A 22,596-nucleotide genomic window follows, 5' to 3' on the forward strand; every position below is an offset into this window, starting at 1 on the left:
CGATATAAGATAATAATTATATGGTGTTAAGTGTCTGATTTATTTATATCAGAGGAAGGAAGAAATTGCATAATATCCTCCACGTTGCAATGTAATATTTCACAGAACATATCAATCGTATGTGTGCTAACACTTTCATTTCTTTTTAGTCTTGTGATCTGTGCAGGACTTATCCCATATTTTTTTATAAGAGCATATTGAGAAACGCCCTTTTCTTTCATGGTTTCCCATAATCGATCATAACGAATCATTTTATCACCACCTATTACTTGAATATTAACCGCATATGGTGTATATTAGTATTTACCAATATCGGTTAATGCAAAAGAATATGAGGAGGGAAAACATGAAGAAGAGAATTTTGTGTTTATTGATTGGAGTAACAATGTTGTTTTCTGTTGGTTGTGGAAAGAAGGAGGAAGAAATAGATCCTATTGCACAAGATACAATAGATAAAATTGAAACATTGGGCGACATTACTTTAGATGATGAGGATATGATTGTGAAACTTGAAAAAACATATTCTGAAATGACAGAAAAACAAAAGAATCAAGTGAAAAATTATATTGATCTGAAAAATGCGCGGGAAGAGTTGGATGAGTTAAAAGAGCAAGAAGAAGCCGAAAAGGAAGCAGAAAAAGATGCATCTTTTGAAGCTATAAGACCGTATTATCCTAATGTAAGCAAGATGATAAAGAAATTAAAAAGTCAATTATCAAATCCGTCATCATTAGATATTAAAACTATTGTATATATTACACATGAGAATACTACGGAAGCAGATATGATTGTAGTTGCATATGTCGCTCAGAACAGCTTTGGAGCAGAAATAGATGAGCTTGCAAGATATATGGTTGCGAGTGATTCTATATCTTTTGATGAGAAATATGATGATTTTGAAATTCAAATTGTCACAGGAGATAATGAAAAATATGGTTATACTTCGACAGATGGTGTGATGTATAAACAAACGGATGGTTCTGCTATAATGTTTATGATTGATTTGGACGATTACCAAGAGCAGGGAAATTCTTTGAAATAAAAAAATGTGACAATGTACCGACTATCAAATGCTAGATTATTGATCTGGCTTTTGATAGTCGGTTTTTTGTTAAATAAGAGTATAATCTAGCTTTACGCATAAAATGCCTCCAAAAACGTAAAATATAAATATAAAAATGATTTATTTTACCAAACGTAAAGAAAATGCTTGAATTATAATTTACACTATGATATATTATAGAAAAGGAAACAAAGGAGCGTGTAAAGAGTATGAATGTTGCGTATGTTAGAGTAAGTACAGTTGAACAGAATGAGAGCCGCCAAGTAGAGGCTTTGGAAAAGTATAAGATAGATAAATGGTTTACTGAGAAGGTAAGTGGAAAAGACACCAATAGACCACAGTTGCAGGCAATGATGGATTTTGTGCGGGAAGGTGATACCGTATATATACATGAATTTAGCAGACTTGCGAGAAGCACAAAGGATTTGCTTGAAATTGTAGAAGCTATGAATAACAAAGGCGTGCAGCTTGTAAGTAATAAAGAAAATTTAGATACAAGCACACCAACCGGAAAATTGATGTTGACTATGATTGGTGCGATTGCAGAGTTTGAAAGACAGCAGATTTTGGAGAGACAGAGAGAGGGTATTGCGATCGCTAAGCGTGAGGGGAAATATAAAGGCAGACAGGTAAAGGCGATTGATGAAGATAAGTTTTCATCATATTATAAAGAATATCAGACACGTAAAATAAATAAGAAACAGTTTGCAGAGGCTTTGAATGTAAGCCGACCTACATTGGATAAGTTACTGAGAGATAGAGGGGTATAGATGTAAAGGGCGGCGTTGCCGCCTTGCTTTTTATAGGAAAGTTGGGTAGAAAAAATGAATTTGAATGATATCGGCTATTATATATTTATGGAAAAGCAGGAATAGGTGCGAAAACAAGAAAAATCTAATGTAATACAAGAGCGCTATTTGGAGGACACACAGACCACCAAAGACGAAAATACAGAGAAACAATAGAAAAATCCTATAATATACCCTCCGTAGGTAAATAGGTATATAAAGGCTGCTGCCGCATGATAGATCAAAAAACTATTATGCGGCTTTTGTTATTTCGTGAATACATTAGATTTTTATAGAAAACAGAGGGGAGACAGAAAAATGGATAAAAAATTATATAATAGACAATTAAGACAACAGGTTCGCATGGTAGTAGCATTGAATGATGATTATAATTACAAAATGCTTGCATCTGAAATAGATATAACGCAAGCTGCTTTTTATAATTGGCTTGCAGATTATTATGATTTTGGATGGAGCAGAGCGAGAAAATTATATAATCTAACGATTGATTTATTAGATTAAGATGCCGGATTTATTATAAAAAATCATAAATATTAGGGCAAATTCATATAAATAAAAATTTGCATTTTTCACATTCCTTTGAGAGGAGTGTGTGAAATGGAAAAAATAAATGATAGCTTTTGTTCTTACTATTATTTTGATCGAGAGAAAAATATGATCTATAACAGCAGGACAAACAAATATCTTAAATTTGATAATAATACACGAAGCATCAAATTAAAAACAATAGATAACAAATATAAAAGAATCAATTTGAAACTGATTTATCAGTTATTATACAATGAGAACTATTGTATTGATAATGTGAAGAATTTAGAACATGAAGAATGGAGAGAAATTGAAGGAACGAAAAAGGCATATTATGTTAGTAATAAAGGCAGAGTAAAAAGCATGTTGGGATATGAAGCAATAATATTAAAACCTTTGAATTTGAATGGTTATTTAAGAGTTGATTTAATGATAGAAGGGCATAAGCAATCAAAGCTGATAAGTAGGTTGGTTGCTTATGCTTTTTTAGATAGACCAACACCAATGCAGACAAATTTACATCACAAGGATAGAAACAAGAAAAATAATTCGGTGGAAAATTTGTTGTGGTGTACACCACAGGAACATAAAAAAATACATATGCAGTTAGAACAAGAGAACATGAGAAGGGAGAATAACGAAGAATGAATGTAAGCAGACATGTAAATAACCTGAGAAGAGCGGCGGGTGTAGCGGTTAGTGGTACAAATGGAAGGTATGAGGTTATCACAAACACGGATGAATTAACAAAGGCATTTTTGCAAAGTAAATCTGATCTTGCTTATTCTTTGAAGAAAGAACGGACGCGAGATCGTTACGTGGCAAATAGAGCAGGTTTAGAAAAAGCAATAGCAGATGTAGTAAATCGAGAATTACAAGGTGCGGCATCGGATTTGTCACAGTATACGGCAGCAGAACTTGTAGACAATATCAATGAGGCTTTCGGAGCGACAAGCGGAAACCGCAATAAAACAAATTCGTTTGAGACAGCCATAGGCAGAACATTTGGAAAAGCAATAATTGAATTACCATTAAATCTGTTAGATGATATTCTCAATGATGAATGATAAACGTTTGAGATTTGCTATTGTGAGTGCTAGAATGGCTTTGTATGGAGGTGTGTTATGAAAGAAACAAGTGGGAGAAGATCAAACCAAAAGATGAAGCCATATCTGGTGTATCAATATTTGCTTAAAGAATCTGATGAGAACAATGTTGTAACAGCACAGGAAATAGTTGCTTATTTGCAGGAAAAGGGCATTGATGCTGAAAGACGGTCTATTTATCGAGATATAGATGAGATTAACAAGGCTTTATATATGATTGAATATGAGGCAGATTTGGACGAGGCAGAAGAGGCGTTTGAAACAGATGAGTATGACACAGAAAAAGCAATTATATATGATAAACATAAAAAGGGATTTTATGTACGGCAAAGACATTATGAGGTATCGGATATACGTTTGATTTCAGAGTGCATATATTCATCAAAATACATATCCCAAGAAGAATCAAAAAGGTTAGTGGATATTATGCGGGAGTTTGTGAGTGAGAAGCAGGCAGAGACAATCCGAACCGATGCACTTGTTACATCAAGAGTAAAAACATTAAATAAGTCTACGCTTGGTAATGTATCAACGATTTATGATGCTATGAGTAAAAAAATTGAAGGGGAAAAGCACGTACCGGAAAAAATAAGTTTTCAATATCTGAAATATTCAATCAATGATTTGAATAAGCAGATTGAAAGAAAACATGGAGCGCGGTATTTAGTCAGTCCGTATAAGCTGATTATAAATGATGGAAACTATTATTTGCTTGCTTTTGATGATGATTCACAGGCAACCAGAACTTATCGTGTAGATCGAATGAAGAGCCTAAAACGAACCGGACAGCCGCGCGAAGGGGCAGCGCAGTTTGCGGAAATTGATCTAAACAGTTACACCCAAAGAGTGTTTTCTATGTTCCAAGGAGAAGATGAACGTGTGAGACTTCGATTTACCAACTATCTGTTAGATACGGCGGTGGAACGATTTGGAAGAAGCGAAAAGGTTGTGTACACAAAAGCAGATGATACACATTTTATGGTGTTTGCAGATGTAGAGATAAGCGATCAGTTTTTCGGATGGCTTTGTGGGTTTGGAAATAAGGTTGAAATTGTAGCACCAGAACATGTTAGAAATCAGTTTGTTAAATTTATAGATAAGATTCGATCAAATTATGATGAATAGTTGTAGAAAAGTTGTTAAAAAGTTGTAGGAAAGACGTTAGAAAGTTCTAATAAAATTGTATGTATTTCATCACTGAGAAGATTGTTTTGCACGTTCAGTTATGATATACTATCACTCAGATGTGTATTATATAAACTATTCAGTTATGGTGTACGTGAAGCCCTTGAGAAAGAGAATATCCCAATGGCAGAGGCAGAGGTTACAATGATTCCACAGAACTACGTAGAGCTTACATCGGAGGATGACATCAAGAAGATGAACCGCATCCTTGATATGCTTGAAATGGATGACGACGTCCAGGACGTGTACCACAACTGGGATGAGTAAAAAAATGCGGCTTGCCAGCATTTTTTTACGAAGACCTTTCTTACCAGCGTAAGCTGGTAAGAGGGATGAGTAGGTAAAGGAGTAACATGCCACTTTTATTTATATTCTTTATTTGGTATGGAATGTATGGCAGAAACAACCCGAAGATATACAGTAAATTGCACGACAAATTTGGTTTGATCGTCTTTTTGCTATTTATGATCAGTAGTCTGACGAGTTTTAGTTCTGGTTTTGGCGTATTGTTGATGGTTTCGTTAATCATAGCTGTTGTCGGTGCCCCGATTTGGCTTATTGCATGGCTGATTGCAAAATCAGCCAAGGGAAAAGCCAGACAGAAGCAGAATGACTATGATTATTATAAGCAGCATTACAATCAGGCGGCAACCGCGAATACCGGAACCACGGTAACAGGACTTACAAAGGCTGTACCAAAGCGAAGAAAGATTGTTCAAAAATTTAATCAGAAGTATGATTTGTATCTGACCAATGAGGAGATTGACCGGATCGTGGATGCATCGTATATGTCAAACTGCTGGGAACGTGAGATTTTTGACATGGATCAAAAGTACGATACCGTCTCACAGTGGTATCGCGGAGATTCCGCATGGTTAAGGGCATATCTGCATGCATTTCCGGTGCAGAATGTCACTTCAGATTTTGAGAGTCAGAGAAGTATTTGCCTTGACACTTTTTATCAGGTGTTTGCAGAGATCGATCCTGGTAAGTACGAGAGCATCGAGAGTTGTGTCAAAGAGATCAATAATCGGTATATGACGAATTTTGATGATATTACATTCTCAGTTGCACATCGTTTCTTAGCGGACAATGGTTATAAGTTTGAATTACCACATTATGATGTACATGGAGTCAAATCAGATATAGACAGATTAAAAGACAAATACGATCAGGAGACTGCCAGTAGTGGAAGTCAGACTGGATATGAAAAAATGCGCCGGCGTTAAGCTCAATGGCATTAAGTTAAGGAAATCTCACATCACAGAAATGTGGTGTGGGATTTTTTTGCAATAAACTATTGACAAATCAGTCATAAAATGCGGCCGCTTTAGCTACTGAGAATTTTGAGAGGTAGCTAAAGCGGCTCTTGTAATTAGAAAACATCTATTTACAAGGAGGAAATCGCATGAATAGGAACCCACAGAAATTAAGGGACTTATTATTGAATCTCATTAATAAGCAGAAGCAGGATTTAACAGGACTTGTTTCTTACCCCGATGTGAATTTTACAAGAAATAGGAAAATTCCATATGAAAATATGATTTTGTCATTGCTAACGATGGAGGGGGCCACTTTAACGAACGAACTATTACGACAGTTTGGTTGCAGTACCACTACCGCAACATCGTCAGCATTTGTTCAGCAGAGAAAGAAAATCCTACCAGCTACACTGGAAAATCTTTTTCAAGAGTTCGCTTCCCAAACAGCCCGAAGCGATAATTATAGGGGATATAAACTTTTAGCTATTGATGGTTCAGATATTCAAATTGCAACTAATCCTAGGGACAAAGCGTCTTTTTTTCAAACAAAAGAAGGTGTAAAACCCTACAATCTCCTTCACCTGAATGCTTTATACAACCTTCTCTCTCACACATATGAAGATGCTATAGTTTATAAAGCTAAAGAAGCCGGAGAAAACAAAGCATTAATTGAAATGGTTGATAGATCTGATTTTACCACAAAGACCATTGTTACTGCGGACAGAGGGTATGAGTCGTATAACAACATGGCACATATACAAGAAAAAGGTTGGTTCTACCTTATACGAGTAAAGGATTTTGGCAAGTACAAAACAGGCATTTTGCACGGCTTAGACTTACCTGACACAGAGGAATTTGATGAGTATATAGATTTAAATTTAACTCGGAAACAGACAAATGAAATGAAGAATTTATTGCAGCAGAAGAATACATATCGATGGATACCACATAGATGTACGTTCGATTATCTGCCGTCAAAAAGTAAAAAATCAGATCCTGCAGTATTGTATCATCTACCATTTAGAATTGTACGTTTTCCAATATCAGATAATTCATATGAAGTTGTAGTAACCAATCTGGACGCAGTAGAATTTCCTTCAGGTGAACTAAAGAAACTATACGGCATGAGGTGGGGAATTGAAACATCTTTTAGAGATTTAAAATATACTATAGGATTACTTCATTTTCATTCGAAAAAGGTGGACTATATACTCCAAGAAATTTTCGCAGGGCTAATAATGTATAACTTTTCTGAATTGATTACCTCGCACGTAGTCATAGAAAAGGGTTCCAGAAAATATGAATATAAAATCAACTTTTCTGTTGCTGTACATATATGCCGTGATTTCCTGTTAAGTATAAATAACCCACCTGATGTTGAACTGCTCATTGCCAGATATGTACTACCCATTCGCCCCGGGCGCTCAAGACCACGAGAAATGAAAGTCAAACAAGCAATAAGCTTCATGTATAGAATAGCATAAAATATCGAAAAATGTATCAATTTTTGACAAGGGTATTGCTCTTGTCTATTTGTCGTACATTTTTTTGATTTATGTATGGAATTTAATCTGTGACAAGAAAATGAAAAGAGAAGTCAGTATCCAAAAAAGATACCAACTTCTCTCATAATTAGCCTTAACTTAATGCCATTGGGCGTTAAGCTGGCGCATTTTTGTATGCATTTATAACATATATGTGATTATTGAATCTGTACGAGACTTGAACAATGTCGGTTTCCCTGCATATCTTCAAAGATGAACATACCATAGTATTCTTCACCGACAAGCAATGCATCCCGTACAGGTGTGAAGCCTTCGGAGATTGGGAAAGAACTGTAGTTGATCATAAGATCTGCCCAGTCTGCCTCGTTGAAGTTCGTCAGATCTTCGTTCGATGTAAAACGGTGGGAGAAATATCCGAATGCTACATTCTGATAATCATCAATGTTGATTTCATATCGCTCCGGGAAGATCTCATTTCCTTCGGTATTGATATAATTGTCGATTGGATAAGCACCGAGAATCTGACCTTCCGGATGTTCGTCTGATACTTCTAATACAAAATACGCATACATGCTGTCGTCTCCTTCAATATCGTCATTGTAGAGGATACTGGAGAGAAGATAGCGGGTATAGGTATCTGTTTTTTCCTGCACGGTGTACATCAGTTCATAATTCTCTTTTGTTGTGTCATTCTGCATATAAGTGATCTGACCATCAAAATCTGCGGTCATTTTTCCGGTTCCGTCATCGGATACTGCGGAGCTTAATGCAACCAGATCATACATACCATCCTGTTCATGATCTTTCTTGGCTATTACAAAATAAGCATTCTGCAATGCAGCAGACTGTTCACTGTTTAAGTCAACAGAGAAGGTAGAATCCTCATTCATGACAGGCACAAGATCCTCTGGATTCCATGTAACCGTAAATGCGTCTGTATCTGTCAGCATACCTGCAAAACGAGATATGAAACTAGTATAATTATCAGCGAAATCGAAGGTCGTGTACATAGGAATCAGGGAAGATACATATTCCTTCGTATAATAAGGGTGGTAGATGGACACACCATTAATCCGTTTTTCATTTGCGCGTGAATATACAATGAGGCTGCCTAATGCATTAGAAAGTGCAGTCGATTCTGCCGGATGCAGTGACTGCATACGCATAGTATAATCCGTGAGATCTACAACATCATAGGATCCTTCCGCATAGGAATAGCTGGCGGCAATTTCCTTTGCACTTGTCCGAATTGCAGAATACCGGGCATAGGTACTCTCATCAAAGTTATCGTTTACGACAGCGAATAAGTCGTTAAGCGCAGTTTCACATGCACCCACCTGACTTAAATCCAGAACAGACAGGCAGACAGGCGTGTACGAGAACGGGAAACTGTTCATGTAATCGGTTGTTTCCTGAATATAAGAATCTACAATTGCCTGTCCGATTTGTGTACCATCCTGTATGGTGTCAATGTCATCCAGAAAGCTGTAATGCCATCCACAGCCTGGCTCCGGTTCCTGCGAGGCAACCATATAGTTTGCGTAGGAACTTAACGCGTGCGCTGTTTCAATGTTTGCCATCAGGCAGGCATCAAAACCAATGAGATTCAGCTTATTTTCATCGTGGAAAGGAGAGTCCGTAAAAGCCTGCTGCAGCTCATCCAATGTCAGACTGTCACTGGTTGTCTCATCGTAGCCGTATCCGAAGAATGCGCCGCCGCCGTGATTCCATAAGATTAGATCATATTGCTCTGCCGGATAGTTTGAATATCCATAATTTAAGAATTCGGTCAGATTTGCAGGATCTCCCATATTGGAAGCGTCCTTGGAAGTAAGCTCTTTCAGATTTCCGTTCTCAATCTTGAAAATAGTGTTGGCATTTTCCGGAATGCTGCTGTTATGCCAGTCTCTGCATCCGCCGGTATAGAGTAGTACATTCATGGCGGATTCATCAAAACCGGAATCTAACATTTCGTCAATGTCTGTGGAAGCTGCCAGATGATCACTCTCAAGATCCGAGCCAACCATGTAGATCATAACAGTTTTGGAACCGGATGATACAGGTTGTTGTTCGGTTGTTACAGATTCAGTGGTAGGAAATGAAGTTTGTTGCTCCGTTGTTACAGCGGCGGTTGTCTGTGTCAGATCCTTGACCGGACGTTTGGTGGTGATGAGGGCAATTCCAACTGCGAGAACTACCACACATCCGCTGATACCGGCAATCAGAGGCCATCTTTTCTTTTTAACGGTCTTTGGTGGTGCTGCAGGCGGTACATTTCCCTGCATATTCTGATATGGATTTGGTTGTCCGCTGTATTGCGGAGGATTATATGGTGTTGGCTGTCCGTACCCATACGACATTGGCTGCCCACCATATCCCGATTCGTTGTTATATGGAATCTGCTGCCCGCTTGCCGGCTGGCTGCTCTGCGACGCCTGCCAGCCACATATCGGGCAGACACCATTCTCGTTTAATGCGTGTCCGCACTCATTACAAAACATATTGAACCTCCCGAAAGTTAATAAATTAACTATATCATACAACCTGTGATTCGTGTGAAAAAAATTTCCATTTTTACCACATTATGCTAAAATAAAATGAAATAAAACAAACTGTGCAGATGGTGCAATGGGAGGATATATGGAAGTTACAGAAGTACGGGAAATAACACAGAAGATCATAACAGAAGCATCCGGAGTTGTGATTGGCAGTGAATCAGTGATAGAGAAAATGCTTGCCGCATTTTTAGCAGGAGGTCATGTATTACTGGAAGACCGTCCGGGAAGCGGTAAGACAACACTTGCAAAGACTTTGGCACGTCTTTTGGATGTGGAACAGAAACGGGTACAGTTCACACCGGATCTGATGCCGAGTGACATTACCGGATTGAATGTATACAGTCAGAAGGATGGAGAGTTTCATCTTGTAAAAGGCCCGGTTTTTACCAATATCTTACTGGCGGATGAGATAAACCGCGCGACTCCGAGAACACAGTCGAGTCTGCTAGAGGCAATGGAGGAAAAACAGGTGACGATAGATGGACAGACGATGCCGCTTGCAGAACCTTTCCTTGTGATAGCAACTGAGAACCCGATAGAGACAACCGGAACCTATCCGCTTCCGGAAGCGCAGGTGGATCGATTTATGATGAAACTGTCTATGGGAGAACTGGATGAGAAAGCAAAGCTTCGGGTGATGGAGACGTTTTTGGATGGAAGTATGCTGCAGGAATTACAGCCGGTCTGCACATCGGAACAGATTCTTGCTATGCGCGAAATGATAAAGACTGTGACGGTCAATCAATGTGTACGGGAGTATATAGTAGAGATTATCAGTAAAACAGGCAAAAATCAAAGTATCATGGCAGGGGTAAGTACGCGTGCTATGCTGGCCCTTGTGCGTGTTTTGCAGGCATTTGCAGCTATGCAGGGAAGAACCTATGTGATACCGGATGATGTCAAGGCGCTTGCTCCATGTGTTTTGGCACACCGTCTTTTGACATATGGAAATGCAAAAGACAATGTGGAAAAATTACAGGAAATTATCAGTATGGTGGAAGTACCGGTGGAGGATTGGAAGCAGTGAGTCTGATTGTAGCACTTGTGATTGCGAGTCTTGTATATATATTGCAGAAACATTTGTATGCGGTATGGTGGAATCGGAATCTGGATGTGACAATTTCATTTGCGGACCCGTATGTGCGGGAAGGGGAAAAAAGTGCATTGAAGGAAGTAATCTATAATGGGAAAATTCTTCCATTGCCGGTGTTCCATGTCAAGTTCTCGGCAGATCGTTCATTTCAGTTTGAAGATACAGAGAATACGGTTGTGACGGATAGTTATTACAGAAACGATGTGTTTTCTGTGCTTGGTTATCGAAAGATCACAAGAACGCTGCCGTTTCAGACATCAAAGCGTGGATTGTACGGGATTCCGAATTTGAATGTAATCGCACGTGATTTTTTCATGACAACGAATTTTGCGTACAGTAAAAGTGGCAATGCATGGATATATGTGCTTCCGGAACGGGTTTATACGCCGGAACTGTCGATGTTTTGCACGCATCTTCTTGGGGAACTTGAAACCCGTAGAAACCGTATGGAAGATCCCTACACATTTCGTGGAATCCGGGAGTATGCGTATGGCGATACGATAGGGAAGGTCAACTGGAAAGCGACAGCAAGAACGGCACAGCTTATGGTTAATATGTATGGATATACATCGGAACAGCGTGTGCGGATTCTGCTTAATCTGGAGACGAATATGATGGGAAAAACGGAGAATCTTCAGGAGATGAGTATCCGTATGGCGGGAACTGTGGCTGAGTATTTTTTGAAAAATAAAGTTTCTGTTGAGATCCTGTCGAACGGTATCGACCAGACAACGGGCGATTGTGAACGTGTGGAAGCAGGGATGTCTATGGAACATGGAGTTACGATAGATAAATATCTGGCTCGAATTATGGGAAATGCAGGAATAGATCGTTTTATGAACATTGTAAATGATGAGCTTTCGCATATGGAGGAGACAGTGACTTATGTGGTTATCTCGCCATACTATAAGGATGATCTGCTTGTAAAGCTGGATTATATGCAGAAAAATCATATGGCAGTGCAGATGCTGGTGCCTTACTATGATATTCAGGATAAAGAAAACTGGAGAAATTACATGCATGGGGTGGAGGTGAAGTGGAATGAAGTATAAACTGCTGCAGATAACAACGCTGCTTCATCTTCTCTATGAATGGACTTGCTGTAGTCTGGCATTTGCATTTGTGGAAGTGGTATTTACAAAGCAGGCACCGCACTTTTACCTGATTCCGGTTACGGGAGTTTGGTTCGTGATATCGTATATTCTGCGAGCAAAAGCGGGAAATTACCTGGTGTTGCTTGTGGGGCATTTACTGATGCGGCTTCCGATTTATCTGCTGCCGATCTCAAGAGAACTGCAATGGGTATATTTTATCATTCCGTGTTATCTTTTCTTTGCATCTATATCAGGCGTACGAAAAAAGACAAATGAGAGTGGGTATAGCGGGGAAAATGAATTACCGTGGCATTCATTTTTATTTTGCCTGGCTGCGTATCTGGTCGGCGGGCATCTGGAGCAGCCGGGATTGCAGATCTATGCATATATTACAACGCTTGTTTTGCTGCTGCTGTATCTGGCAATTGTATACACAGACGGAATGGAGCATTATCTGGACGCTGCGGGCCATGTATCAAAGATGCCGCTGCGGCAGATACTGTCCGTGAATACGATTATGGTCGGCGCTATTATCATAGTTTTAATACTTGGGTTAGGCCTTGGAGAATTGCTGGGATTTCAGAAGCTGGTTGCTTTGGTATGGGATGCGATGCTTGCGGTCATACGGATCGTAGCGATGATATTTGGTGCAATTTTTGAGTTTATTGGACGCTGGTTTAAGAACGGAGATCCGGGTGCAAGTGATTATGATGAGAATGCAGATGGAAATATGCCGGAGCGTATGCATTCAATCGGTCAGATGCTGATGCCGGTATTATATGTGTGCCTGATTGCGATTGGAATATATCTGTTATATAAAATTCTCGCAAGACTGGTTCGTTTTCTTATGACGAAACGTGTGATATCGTCGGATCAGATAGAATTGGTGCCGGCACAAAAAACAGACGAGGAGAAAAAACAGCGTAAAAAGAAGGACCGTCTTATCATGTCGCGCGATTGGCGGGCAAGAAAATATTATAAGGATTATATTGAGAGGTATCGTTATGACATTACGCTGAAACAGACGGAGACAAGCCGTGAAATTCAGGATGAATTGCAAAGGAAAGATCTGACGGATGTAACAGAACTTACGGCTTGTTATGAAGAAATACGGTATGGAAATTCGGACGTAGACCGTGCAATGCTTCAGAAGATACGCCGGTTGGCAGGAAAGTAGGAAAAGACGGATTTTAGCATATTGTGGTACAAAATGGATTGAATAATCAGAGTGCTTATGCTAAAATTAAAATAACTTTGTTACGAGACTTTTAGGGTCGGATATGGGAGGACAAAAAACATGAAGAAAGTGGCTTATATTGCATCGGAGTGTGTACCGTTTATCAAGACTGGAGGGCTTGCAGACGTTGTTGGTACACTGCCGAGAATTTTTGATAAAAAGGAGTATGACGTGCGTGTCATCATTCCGAATTACATGTGTCTGCCGGCAAAATTCAAGGAGAAGATGCGTTATCTGACACATTTTCATATGGATATTGGCTGGAAGCAGCAGTATGTCGGGGTTATGTATCTGGAATATGAAGGGGTTCCGGTATACTTTATTGACAATGAGTATTATTTCAATGGATTCAACATTTACAGTGATGATATGAAATGGGATATTGAAAAGTTCTGCTATTTCAGCAAGGCAGCACTTTCTATCCTGCCAAGTATCGGATTCCAGCCGGATATTGTACATTGCCATGACTGGCAGGCTGGACTGGTTCCGGTATACTTGAAGACATTATTTGCAGATAATCCATTTTACAGTGGCATGAAGTCAATTATGACGATCCACAATCTGCAGTTCCAGGGAAGATGGGATATCAAGACAGTCCAGGAGTATTCCGGACTTCCGGATTATCTGTTTACACCGGACAAGCTAGAGATCGATAAGGATGCAAGTATGCTGAAAGGTGGTCTTGTTTATGCAGATAAGATCACAACGGTATCGAATACTTACGCACAGGAGATTCAGACGGCTTACTATGGTGAGGGATTAGATGGCTTGCTCCGCGCGAGAAACCAGAGCCTGTGGGGTATCGTAAACGGTATCGACTACAAGGATTATGATCCGGCTACGGATAAGAAAATCTACAAGAATTATACATTGAAGAACTTCCGCAAGAACAAGGTGGCAAATAAGCTTGCATTGCAGAAGGAACTCGGACTTCCGGAAGATAAGAACGCTTACATGATTGGTATTATTTCCAGACTGACAGACCAGAAGGGCTTAGATCTGGTTGACCGTGTCATGAACGACATCTGTACCGATGGTACACAGTTTGTCGTGCTTGGTACCGGCGAGCGCCGCTATGAAGATATGTTCCGTTATTATCAGGGCATCCATCCGGCAAAGGTATCTGCAAATATTTATTACTCAGATGAACTGTCACACAAGATGTATGCAGCGTGTGATGCGATGTTAGTACCATCCCGTTTTGAACCGTGTGGACTGACACAGCTTATGGCACTTCGTTATGGTACATTGCCAATCGTAAGAGAGACGGGCGGACTTAAAGATACGGTTATTCCATACAATGAATTTGAGGGAAGCGGAACCGGATTTTCGTTCGCAAACTATAATGCACATGAGTTACTGAACACGATCAACTACTCAAAGCAGGTATTCTTCGACAAGAAGGATGCATGGGAGAGTATGCAGGAATGCGCAATGCAGCAGAACTATAGCTGGTCTAATTCTGCAGAGATCTATCAGAGATTGTATGAGCAGGTGTAGGAAGAATTATATAATGGAGCACACATGTGATGGAGTGAGTTACATGTGACGAAAGACGGTGTGAAGTTGTACGTATCGGAAGATTCTGCTCTGATGCCACAGGTTGTGAGAACCTCATGCAGCCATAAAGATGTGTTCCTTGTTGACCTTGACAGACTATTTGGCAATTCCGGATGTATCATCATGGCTTCAGGGCAGGGAAAGATATATATGGAGAACGTGTTATGATAAAACATCAGGGGCAGCTGATCTCTTTATCTGAAATATGTTGGATCAGCGCCGAACCAGGTCTGTATATCGTTCTCCTCTGTAGCATCTACTATCCATGCAACACCAAATACATATGTACTTACCTTTGTATTTCCAGTTATCACATACTGAACTCCATCACGCCCATGTTCTGTGCTGTATATTTAATTGTTTTTCCATCTATGCATATTTCTATATCTCCCAGTGGCGTGGTCATTCAATTCTCCCATATCTAACATTTAAGGTATCTATTTTCTGCTACTTTAATTACTAGCGAATCGTATCTTCGCCTTTTAATTGTTTTTTATTTGCATACATGGCTGCATCTGCAATAGAACATATATGTTCAAAATCCTCGTCTGCATCCGGCGTGGCAAAACCAATGGCGCAGCAATAAAGAGTCTTAGAAAGCTCCCTCCGTATATGATCGATTAGAACAGGGACATCATCTTTTGAAACCCGTGAACATAAGATCATAAACTCATCACCACCGGTTCGATACAGGTGGCATCCCCTCGGCAGTATATTTTGAATGCACGCTACAATCGTACACAAAGCCGTATCCCCGGCCGCATGGCCATTCTCGTCATTGAGCCTCTTCAGATCATTTAAATCAATGGAAATTACCGCTGTCAGACATTTGCTCTCCATCAAATGATCCGCATCCAGATAAAAATACCGACGGTTGAGCGCACGCGTAAGTGGATCCCGCTTGAACTGCTGTGTCGTCAAATACATATAATAAAATGCAATACTCACAGCTCCCGTGGTATTGATGAGTCCGTCATAATGGAAAAACGCCTCCAGAATGACAGCTATCGTGTTCGTCACCGCAATGAAAATTGCGATCAGCGATTCGTATGTATGCTCCGTCTTATATAACTTATTAGTCAGGATAACCAACAGAATTAAATAAAAACCGGAGGCAGCAAATGCCGAATATCCAAGTGGCCCCCGCACAAATTCATTCTTATCCGAGTAGGAAAAACAAACACCTGAAAATAACGCAGTGGAAGCGATCAACGTATTCAGAATTCCCGGAAGCGCAATAAATTTCTTAAACTTTTGCGACACTCTGTTACCACAGGAAAGAATGATCACAAAGCATATATTGATTGGTCTAAGCGCATACCCAATAATAGATACTGCCACACGCAGCATTGTCGGATACGGAAGTGTCGCACACCAGTATTCTATACTGTCAACGATAACCAGACACAGTACTGAGCTTATCGCAATGGAAAACAACCGAATTACCTTTCTCTGAAATACAGGATTTACATTGACAAAAATCAACATAAAAAAGGATATTAAGATCGTCGAAAAATTCAACTGTAAAAAATAATGAAACATAAACTCCTCCCCCCTATTCTATCTGTAAATATATAAATTACACATTATTATAACACAGAAAAGGGAGAATGTCTTTATAGGGACGTTCCTTTTGTCACAAAAAGTGTCCCTCTGTCTTCGTTGTGGAACACTGAACGTGATACAATTTAAGCATATTTTCCCTAGAGGTGTTCAAAGGGGGGGCATTTGAACACTCCTAGGAAAATGGCATTTACAGGCACAAAAGAAGGCAGGCAGTCTCGTTATAAGACCACCTGCCTGTTTATTACTTGTCCTTGGACTTTCGTGCTTTCTCTGCGAAGGCTGCCTCGTCAATAATCTCTTCCGGTTCAATCCCGGCTTTTAACTTCTCAATCTCATCTACCGTAAGTCCAGACATCAGGGCCACTTCATCTACCGAAATATCTACCTTCAACATACGTGTCGCAAGGTCATACTTCGCCTTAGTCGTCTTATTCATAAGGTTTAACTCCCTTCAAAAAATATTCTATATGTACAACTCACATATATGAAAAACTTTTGCATTTACGTATTTATTATAGTTTTTCTAAGTATGCTTCATTGATGGCGAGCACCTGTTTCATCGCTTCTTCTCCCGGTGCACCAATCGTATTTCGCTTGCTGACACAGGTCTTCAGGCTGATTGCATCGTAGATATCATCTTCAAATACCGGGCTGATTGCCTTATACTCATCGATTGCCATATCAAGCAGGGACTTGTCATGCTCGATGCAGTAGAGTACAAGCTGACCGACAATACCATGTGCATCACGGAATGGAACGCCGTGATTAACCAGATAATCAGCCGCATCGGTAGCATTCGTAAATCCGTTCATGGCACTTTTCTCCATGACAGGTTTGTTTAATTTCATTGTGGAAATCATACCTGTGAACAAAGCGATACATCCTTTGACGGTATCAATCGCATCGAAGGTAAGTTCCTTGTCCTCCTGCATATCCTTGTTATATGCAAGTGGAATGCCTTTCATCGTTGTGAGAATGGAGATCAGCGCGCCATACACACGTCCGGTTTTACCACGGACAAGCTCGGCGATATCCGGGTTCTTCTTCTGCGGCATGATTGAACTTCCTGTGCTGTAAGCGTCATCTAATTCAACAAACTGGTACTCGTTGGAGTTCCAGATGATGATCTCCTCAGAAAAACGGGACAGATGCATCATAATCGTAGAGAATGCGGAAAGCATCTCAATTACGTAGTCACGGTCGGATACGGAATCCATACTGTTTAAGGTTGGACCGGCAAAATCCAGAAGGCTGGCAGTCAGGTCACGATCTAACGGATAGGTTGTTCCTGCCAGTGCACCTGCACCAAGCGGACAATAGTTCATACGTGCATAGATATCTGTCAGTCTGCTGTAATCACGCTTGAACATCTCCATGTACGCACCAACATGGTGTGCAAAAGTAACAGGCTGTGCTTTCTGCAGATGTGTAAAGCCAGGCATATAGGTATCTACATTTTCCTTCATCAGTGTATGCAGTTCTTTCATGAGTGATACGAGCAGCTTTTTTACTTCGGTGATTTCATCGCGTACATACAGACGCATATCAAGTGCAACCTGATCATTTCTCGAACGTCCAGTGTGCAGCTTCTTGCCGACATCACCAATCCGGTCAATCAGATTCGCTTCAACGAAGCTGTGAATATCTTCATATTTGGAAGAAATCTCCAAAGTTCCATTTTCCACATCGGCAAGGATACCGTTTAATCCATCGATGATCTGGTCGCGTTCCGCATCTGTCAGGATGCCGCTTGCTGCAAGCATTGTCACATGTGCAATGCTGCCACGGATGTCCTGCTTGTAGAACTTCTGATCGAAACTGATCGATGCATTGAAATTATATACTAACTGGTCTGTCTCCTTTGTGAAACGACCGCCCCATAACTGTGCCATAATCTACCTCGCTTTATCTATTTTATTTCACGAATACTATACAACAAATCCCAAGAACCGACAAGACAAACGAGAAAAAAGGTTGCGATTTATACTTAGATAATTTAATATAATATAAATATATTAATATGACCTGTATGTAAAAAAGGAGATAAAGATGAACACAATTCTTGCAAATATAATCGCAACCGGCGACAGTGGTAAACCTTTGCTGGTCGCAATCTGCCTGATCGTATCCATTGTATTGATGGTGGTATTGATTATGGTGGGAAAGAGTGGAAAAAATGAAGAAGATGAAGAAGATGAAGAAGACGATGATAGGAGCAGACGTTAGATGAGAAAACAAAGGGGCAAACAGCATATTATAATCCCTGTTTTGGTTGCTGCGGTGATTCTCATATTCTATTTTTTTAATTTTCGGATTGGGGCATATCTGCATCCGGACGAAACCGCATACAATATGGAAGATCTGACGCAGATGGTGACAGAACAGATCAATGAAGGAAAACAACGCGGGGATTTTTATGTGTCCGGAATCTCAGAAGCGGATATCAACAATATCAATGAAAATGTCTGCAGCATGAATGGCATGGTGGATCAGTATATGGTGACTGAGAAAAGCAGAGATGGAATGCGGATTCAGTTTCGGTATGAGATATCGGACAATTATTATGTGTGGCAGAAATATGTAAATCATGCAGAGATACCATCCGATCATGCACTTGCATATAAACTGTATGATAAAGTAGTTGAGGTTTTGGATTTGATTATAAAACCGGACATGACGGATTATGAGAAAGAACTGGCAATCCATGATTATATAGTAGTGCATTGTAAATACGGGTATGTAAATGATTCCAAAGATTATGCATATCGGGCATATGGTGCGCTTGTGCAGAACAACGCAGTCTGTAATGGGTATGCAGAGGCGATGGCATTGCTTATGTCCTGCGTAGGAATTGAGAATAAGATCGTTACCGGAACCGCTGATGATGAACTGCATGCATGGAACCAAGTGTGCCTCGATGGGAACTGGTATCAGGTGGATGCAACCTGGGATGATCCGCTGCCGGATCGCGGTGTGTTTGCCGGACATGAATATTTTAACGTGACGGATGAGATTATGGAAGACCGGCATAATTGGAAGCAGGATGCATTTCCGGAGTGTAACAGTTTTGATTATAATTATTATGAACAAAATAATCTGATCTGCGACAGAGATACATTCCGCACATTGATTGAGGACCGGGCGGCCCGTGACAGCACAGCTACTATAGAGGTGGTTGTGACAGATTATGAATCCGGGTTTGATTATTCTTTCATGCGGAATATCAATGCGGTCCAGTATTTTCAGTATACGGAAGAACCGTATGGTGAGTATGAGTTAGTAACGATATATTTGAATCAGAGGTAGAAGATGGAGATTTTTTCAATCGATGAAAAAACAGAATATTTGAAGGAGCTGTTTGAAAAAGAAAAATATGACAGTTTTTATCTGTATGAGGCACGGGTGAAGACGAAACTGGATTATTATGTAAATGGCAGGTTAAACCGGGAATATTTTGATACGGAAGAACAGGCAGACTTGCCGGAATATGTGGAGTGGAAGGATATAAAGCAGATTGTATATTCCTATATCAAGGGAAAACGGCTGCCGATCGGATTCAAGATCATATTGATGTTTAACCGCGAGAATATCTTACGGCTTTTGGAGATGAATAACCTGCCCGTGAAAACGGAAGATGTAAGTGCGCTTTTCATGAATGTGGTTTATGAGCATGAAGCATTGTCTGTGACAACCGGGACATCCTTGAAGATATTTACGATGGACAAGACATTGGAACATGTGTGGGATGACACAGTTAAGAAATATTATATTTAAAGTAGAATTATTAGCACTCAATAAAATTGAGTGCTAATTTTTCTTGACATTCAAATTTCCAGGTATTATTATCTTATTTATAAAATGTTAATTTGCAAAATAAATCTGTAGGATAGAACAGCAGATTTGTATTAGTGATGCATATTTAGGAGGTAATAAGACATGGAACGACAGGGTAATTTATCAATTAACAGTGACAACATTTTTCCGATTATTAAGAAATGGCTTTATTCCGATCAGGATATCTTCATCCGGGAGCTGATTTCCAATGGTTGTGATGCTATTACAAAATTAAAGAAGCTTGCAGTGATGGGCGAATATGAGGAAGTCGAAGGCGAGGAATACAAAATCGAGGTATATGCGTCTGCCAAGGATAAGACTTTGACATTCGTAGATAATGGTCTTGGTATGACCGAGGAAGAACTTGACAAGTATATTAACCAGATCGCATTTTCCGGTGCGACGGACTTTATCAACAAATATAAGGATAAATCCGGTGACGAGCAGATTATCGGTCATTTCGGACTTGGTTTTTATTCCGCATTTATGGTTGCGGATAAGGTAACGATCGAGACATGCTCTTATAAGAAGGATGCAAAGCCGGTATATTGGGAGTGCGATGGCGGAACGAATTACACGATGAGTGAGAGCGATGACGATATCCGTGGTACAGCCATTACATTGTATCTGAACGAGGATTGCTTAGAGTATGCAAATGAGTATCGTGTGAAGGAAGTCATCCAGAAATATTGTGCATTTATGCCATACAACATCTACTTTATCAATGAGGATAAGGAAGAGGAAGAGGCAGCCAAGAAGGAAGCCGAAAAGAAAGAAAAAGACAAGGTAATCGAGGTCGATACAACACAGGAAGATGAACTTGTCGGCGATGCACCAAAGAAGGATGAGGCAGAAGAAAAAACAGAGGATGCTCCGGAAGAAAAGGAAGAAGAGAGAAAACCGTTAAATGATACGAATCCGCTCTGGATGCGTAATCCGAAGGATTGTACGGATGAGCAGTATATTGATTTTTACCAGCATGTGTTCTTAGACTTCAAGAAGCCGCTCTTCTGGATCCATCTGAATATGGATTATCCGTTTAACCTAAAGGGTATTTTGTACTTCCCGAAGATTAACACACAGTATGACCAGTTAGAGGGCACGATCAAGTTATATAACAATCAGGTATTTATCGCAGATAACATCAAGGAAGTTATTCCGGAGTTTTTGCTTCTGTTGAAGGGTGTGATTGACTGTCCGGATCTTCCGCTTAATGTATCCCGTTCCGCATTGCAGAATGATGGATTTGTCAAGAAGATATCCGATTACATCACAAAGAAGGTTGCTGATAAGCTGACCGGCATGTATAAGAACAACAAGGAAGATTACGAGAAGTATTGGGATGATTTGAGTCCATTCATCAAGTTTGGCTGTCTGAAGGATGAGAAGTTCTGTGATAAGATGACAGACTATATGCTCTTTAAGGATATCAATGGTAAGTACATCACGCTTCCGGAGTATCTTGAAGAGGGCAAGGAGAAATACGAGAACAAAGTATTCTATATCTCTGACGATGTGGCACAGTCCCAGTATATTAACATGTTCAAGGAAGAGGGCATGAATGCGGTTTATCTGACACATAACATTGATAACCCATATATCACACATCTGGAAGGTAAGAATGAGAATGTGAAGTTCCTGCGTATCGATGCAGACCTTGCCGATAACTTTGTCGGTGAGAAGCTTTCTGAGGAGCAGACGAAGGAATATACCGATAAGCTTTCTGAGGCATTCAAGAAAGCAACCGGAAATGATAAGCTTGTAGTCAAGGTTGAGAGCATGAAGAACGAGAATGTATCCTCTGTCCTGACGGTATCCGAGGAGTCCCGTCGTATGATGGAGATGATGCGTGTGTACAACATGGATGGTATGGATCCTGCTATGTTTGGGGCAGGTGAAGCAGAAACGCTTGTCTTGAATGCAAACAACAAGCTTGTAAAATACATCTTGGATAACCCGGAGGGTGAGTACAAGGATATGATCTGTAATCAGCTTTATGATCTGGCTGTCCTTGCAAACAAACCACTCTCAGCCGAGAAGATGACAGCATTTGTAAAGAGAAGCAACGATCTGCTTGGATTGTTGATTTAATCATAATCACATAAGGTGGTCAAAATGCATGTCAGATGTAAATATGCATAGTAGATTCATTCGTAATATAACATATTGTGACTAAGAAGTAATATTCGTGTTCTG

At 40.0% G+C, this 22,596-nt stretch carries 22 protein-coding genes and 1 pseudogene; 18 read left to right on the forward strand and 5 right to left on the reverse strand.

The genetic code is table 11. From position 1 onward, the window contains the following. Positions 1-26 precede the first annotated feature (26 nt). Positions 27-251 (reverse strand): helix-turn-helix domain-containing protein, encoded by a 225-nt coding sequence (locus KP625_RS00540; RefSeq protein ID WP_238298623.1) that lies wholly within the window; start codon positions 249-251, stop codon positions 27-29. Positions 252-346: 95 nt separating this feature from the next. On the opposite strand from KP625_RS00540, the gene KP625_RS00545 reads away from it, so the two are divergent. The 9 genes and pseudogenes from KP625_RS00545 to KP625_RS00585 all read left to right on the forward strand — a co-directional run bounded on the left by KP625_RS00545 (position 347) and on the right by KP625_RS00585 (position 7,437). Continuing rightward, positions 347-1,042, forward strand: coding sequence for a hypothetical protein (locus KP625_RS00545; RefSeq protein ID WP_238298625.1), 696 nt, complete (start codon positions 347-349; stop codon positions 1,040-1,042). A 230-nt stretch (positions 1,043-1,272) separates the two neighbouring features. Further along, on the forward strand, positions 1,273-1,833 hold the full coding sequence (locus tag KP625_RS00550) for a recombinase family protein (RefSeq protein WP_238298627.1): 561 nt from the start codon (positions 1,273-1,275) through the stop codon (positions 1,831-1,833). A gap of 336 nt (positions 1,834-2,169) precedes the next feature. Then, complete coding sequence (locus KP625_RS00555; RefSeq protein WP_238298629.1) at positions 2,170-2,373, forward strand: hypothetical protein; 204 nt, start codon at positions 2,170-2,172, stop codon at positions 2,371-2,373. A 96-nt stretch (positions 2,374-2,469) separates the two neighbouring features. After that, positions 2,470-3,048, forward strand: coding sequence for an NUMOD4 domain-containing protein (locus tag KP625_RS00560; protein ID WP_238298631.1), 579 nt, complete (start codon positions 2,470-2,472; stop codon positions 3,046-3,048). Beyond that, entirely contained in the window at positions 3,045-3,467 is a 423-nt protein-coding gene (locus tag KP625_RS00565; RefSeq protein WP_238298633.1) for a hypothetical protein, read from the forward strand. Before KP625_RS00560 ends, KP625_RS00565 begins: the two co-directional genes overlap by 4 nt. 57 nt (positions 3,468-3,524) lie before the next feature. Beyond that, complete coding sequence (locus KP625_RS00570) at positions 3,525-4,631, forward strand: helix-turn-helix transcriptional regulator (RefSeq protein ID WP_238298635.1); 1,107 nt, start codon at positions 3,525-3,527, stop codon at positions 4,629-4,631. 150 nt (positions 4,632-4,781) lie between these two features. Continuing rightward, positions 4,782-4,958, forward strand: a pseudogene (locus tag KP625_RS00575) (YebC/PmpR family DNA-binding transcriptional regulator); the annotation flags it as partial. A gap of 197 nt (positions 4,959-5,155) precedes the next feature. After that, positions 5,156-5,920, forward strand: coding sequence for a hypothetical protein (locus KP625_RS00580; RefSeq protein WP_238298636.1), 765 nt, complete (start codon positions 5,156-5,158; stop codon positions 5,918-5,920). Positions 5,921-6,099: 179 nt separating this feature from the next. Beyond that, on the forward strand, positions 6,100-7,437 hold the full coding sequence (locus KP625_RS00585) for an IS4 family transposase (RefSeq protein ID WP_238298638.1): 1,338 nt from the start codon (positions 6,100-6,102) through the stop codon (positions 7,435-7,437). A gap of 218 nt (positions 7,438-7,655) precedes the next feature. On the opposite strand, the gene KP625_RS00590 is transcribed toward KP625_RS00585, so the two are convergent. Next, on the reverse strand, positions 7,656-9,959 hold the full coding sequence (locus tag KP625_RS00590; RefSeq protein ID WP_238298640.1) for a clostripain-related cysteine peptidase: 2,304 nt from the start codon (positions 9,957-9,959) through the stop codon (positions 7,656-7,658). Between the two features lie 139 nt (positions 9,960-10,098). Here KP625_RS00590 and KP625_RS00595 point away from each other — a divergent pair, with 139 nt between their 5' ends. The 5 genes from KP625_RS00595 to KP625_RS00615 all read left to right on the forward strand — a co-directional run bounded on the left by KP625_RS00595 (position 10,099) and on the right by KP625_RS00615 (position 15,168). Then, entirely contained in the window at positions 10,099-11,043 is a 945-nt protein-coding gene (locus tag KP625_RS00595; protein WP_238298642.1) for an AAA family ATPase, read from the forward strand. Beyond that, positions 11,040-12,161, forward strand: a complete 1,122-nt coding sequence (locus KP625_RS00600) for a DUF58 domain-containing protein (protein WP_238298644.1) — start codon at positions 11,040-11,042, stop codon at positions 12,159-12,161. Before KP625_RS00595 ends, KP625_RS00600 begins: the two co-directional genes overlap by 4 nt. Next, positions 12,151-13,380 (forward strand): DUF4129 domain-containing protein, encoded by a 1,230-nt coding sequence (locus KP625_RS00605; RefSeq protein WP_238298646.1) that lies wholly within the window; start codon positions 12,151-12,153, stop codon positions 13,378-13,380. The genes KP625_RS00600 and KP625_RS00605 overlap by 11 nt, the downstream gene beginning before the upstream one ends. Positions 13,381-13,500: 120 nt before the next feature. After that, positions 13,501-14,940: a glycogen synthase GlgA gene (gene glgA / locus KP625_RS00610; RefSeq protein WP_238298648.1), complete on the forward strand. Its 1,440-nt coding sequence runs from the start codon at positions 13,501-13,503 to the stop codon at positions 14,938-14,940. 45 nt (positions 14,941-14,985) lie between these two features. Then, a complete protein-coding gene (locus tag KP625_RS00615; RefSeq protein ID WP_238298650.1) occupies positions 14,986-15,168 on the forward strand; it encodes a hypothetical protein in 183 nt (60 codons plus the stop codon). Positions 15,169-15,459: 291 nt separating this feature from the next. Here the strand turns inward: KP625_RS00615 and KP625_RS00620 are convergent, their stop codons facing one another. The 3 genes from KP625_RS00620 to argH form a co-directional block, all read right to left on the reverse strand. Further along, entirely contained in the window at positions 15,460-16,542 is a 1,083-nt protein-coding gene (locus KP625_RS00620) for a GGDEF domain-containing protein (RefSeq protein WP_238298652.1), read from the reverse strand. A 265-nt stretch (positions 16,543-16,807) separates the two neighbouring features. Then, positions 16,808-17,002: a hypothetical protein gene (locus tag KP625_RS00625; protein WP_238298654.1), complete on the reverse strand. Its 195-nt coding sequence runs from the start codon at positions 17,000-17,002 to the stop codon at positions 16,808-16,810. 76 nt (positions 17,003-17,078) lie between these two features. Next, complete coding sequence (argH, locus tag KP625_RS00630) at positions 17,079-18,458, reverse strand: argininosuccinate lyase (RefSeq protein WP_238298656.1); 1,380 nt, start codon at positions 18,456-18,458, stop codon at positions 17,079-17,081. Between the two features lie 157 nt (positions 18,459-18,615). On the opposite strand from argH, the gene KP625_RS00635 reads away from it, so the two are divergent. The 4 genes from KP625_RS00635 (at position 18,616) to htpG (ending at position 22,491) form a co-directional block, all read left to right on the forward strand. Continuing rightward, positions 18,616-18,792 carry a hypothetical protein gene (locus KP625_RS00635; protein ID WP_238298658.1) on the forward strand — a complete coding sequence of 59 codons (177 nt, stop codon included), beginning with the start codon at positions 18,616-18,618 and terminating at the stop codon, positions 18,790-18,792. Next, positions 18,793-19,872 (forward strand): transglutaminase domain-containing protein, encoded by a 1,080-nt coding sequence (locus tag KP625_RS00640; RefSeq protein ID WP_238298660.1) that lies wholly within the window; start codon positions 18,793-18,795, stop codon positions 19,870-19,872. Between the two features lie 3 nt (positions 19,873-19,875). Then, positions 19,876-20,340, forward strand: coding sequence for a DUF5721 family protein (locus KP625_RS00645; protein WP_238298662.1), 465 nt, complete (start codon positions 19,876-19,878; stop codon positions 20,338-20,340). Between the two features lie 162 nt (positions 20,341-20,502). After that, complete coding sequence (htpG, locus tag KP625_RS00650; protein WP_238298664.1) at positions 20,503-22,491, forward strand: molecular chaperone HtpG; 1,989 nt, start codon at positions 20,503-20,505, stop codon at positions 22,489-22,491. Positions 22,492-22,596 lie beyond the last annotated feature (105 nt).

This window comes from Eubacterium sp. MSJ-33 (assembly GCF_022174665.1).
In the GTDB taxonomy this organism is placed as follows: Bacteria; Bacillota; Clostridia; order Lachnospirales; family Lachnospiraceae; genus Coprococcus_C.

Coding starts and splice junctions, on each gene's coding strand:
- KP625_RS00540 (WP_238298623.1), bottom strand. CDS start 251: ATGATTCGTTATGATCGATTATGGGAAACCATGAAAGAAAAGGGCGTT.
- KP625_RS00545 (WP_238298625.1), top strand. CDS start 347: ATGAAGAAGAGAATTTTGTGTTTATTGATTGGAGTAACAATGTTGTTT.
- KP625_RS00550 (WP_238298627.1), top strand. CDS start 1,273: ATGAATGTTGCGTATGTTAGAGTAAGTACAGTTGAACAGAATGAGAGC.
- KP625_RS00555 (WP_238298629.1), top strand. CDS start 2,170: ATGGATAAAAAATTATATAATAGACAATTAAGACAACAGGTTCGCATG.
- KP625_RS00560 (WP_238298631.1), top strand. CDS start 2,470: ATGGAAAAAATAAATGATAGCTTTTGTTCTTACTATTATTTTGATCGA.
- KP625_RS00565 (WP_238298633.1), top strand. CDS start 3,045: ATGAATGTAAGCAGACATGTAAATAACCTGAGAAGAGCGGCGGGTGTA.
- KP625_RS00570 (WP_238298635.1), top strand. CDS start 3,525: ATGAAAGAAACAAGTGGGAGAAGATCAAACCAAAAGATGAAGCCATAT.
- KP625_RS00580 (WP_238298636.1), top strand. CDS start 5,156: ATGATCAGTAGTCTGACGAGTTTTAGTTCTGGTTTTGGCGTATTGTTG.
- KP625_RS00585 (WP_238298638.1), top strand. CDS start 6,100: ATGAATAGGAACCCACAGAAATTAAGGGACTTATTATTGAATCTCATT.
- KP625_RS00590 (WP_238298640.1), bottom strand. CDS start 9,959: ATGTTTTGTAATGAGTGCGGACACGCATTAAACGAGAATGGTGTCTGC.
- KP625_RS00595 (WP_238298642.1), top strand. CDS start 10,099: ATGGAAGTTACAGAAGTACGGGAAATAACACAGAAGATCATAACAGAA.
- KP625_RS00605 (WP_238298646.1), top strand. CDS start 12,151: ATGAAGTATAAACTGCTGCAGATAACAACGCTGCTTCATCTTCTCTAT.
- glgA (WP_238298648.1), top strand. CDS start 13,501: ATGAAGAAAGTGGCTTATATTGCATCGGAGTGTGTACCGTTTATCAAG.
- KP625_RS00620 (WP_238298652.1), bottom strand. CDS start 16,542: ATGTTTCATTATTTTTTACAGTTGAATTTTTCGACGATCTTAATATCC.
- KP625_RS00625 (WP_238298654.1), bottom strand. CDS start 17,002: ATGAATAAGACGACTAAGGCGAAGTATGACCTTGCGACACGTATGTTG.
- argH (WP_238298656.1), bottom strand. CDS start 18,458: ATGGCACAGTTATGGGGCGGTCGTTTCACAAAGGAGACAGACCAGTTA.
- KP625_RS00635 (WP_238298658.1), top strand. CDS start 18,616: ATGAACACAATTCTTGCAAATATAATCGCAACCGGCGACAGTGGTAAA.
- KP625_RS00640 (WP_238298660.1), top strand. CDS start 18,793: ATGAGAAAACAAAGGGGCAAACAGCATATTATAATCCCTGTTTTGGTT.
- KP625_RS00645 (WP_238298662.1), top strand. CDS start 19,876: ATGGAGATTTTTTCAATCGATGAAAAAACAGAATATTTGAAGGAGCTG.
- htpG (WP_238298664.1), top strand. CDS start 20,503: ATGGAACGACAGGGTAATTTATCAATTAACAGTGACAACATTTTTCCG.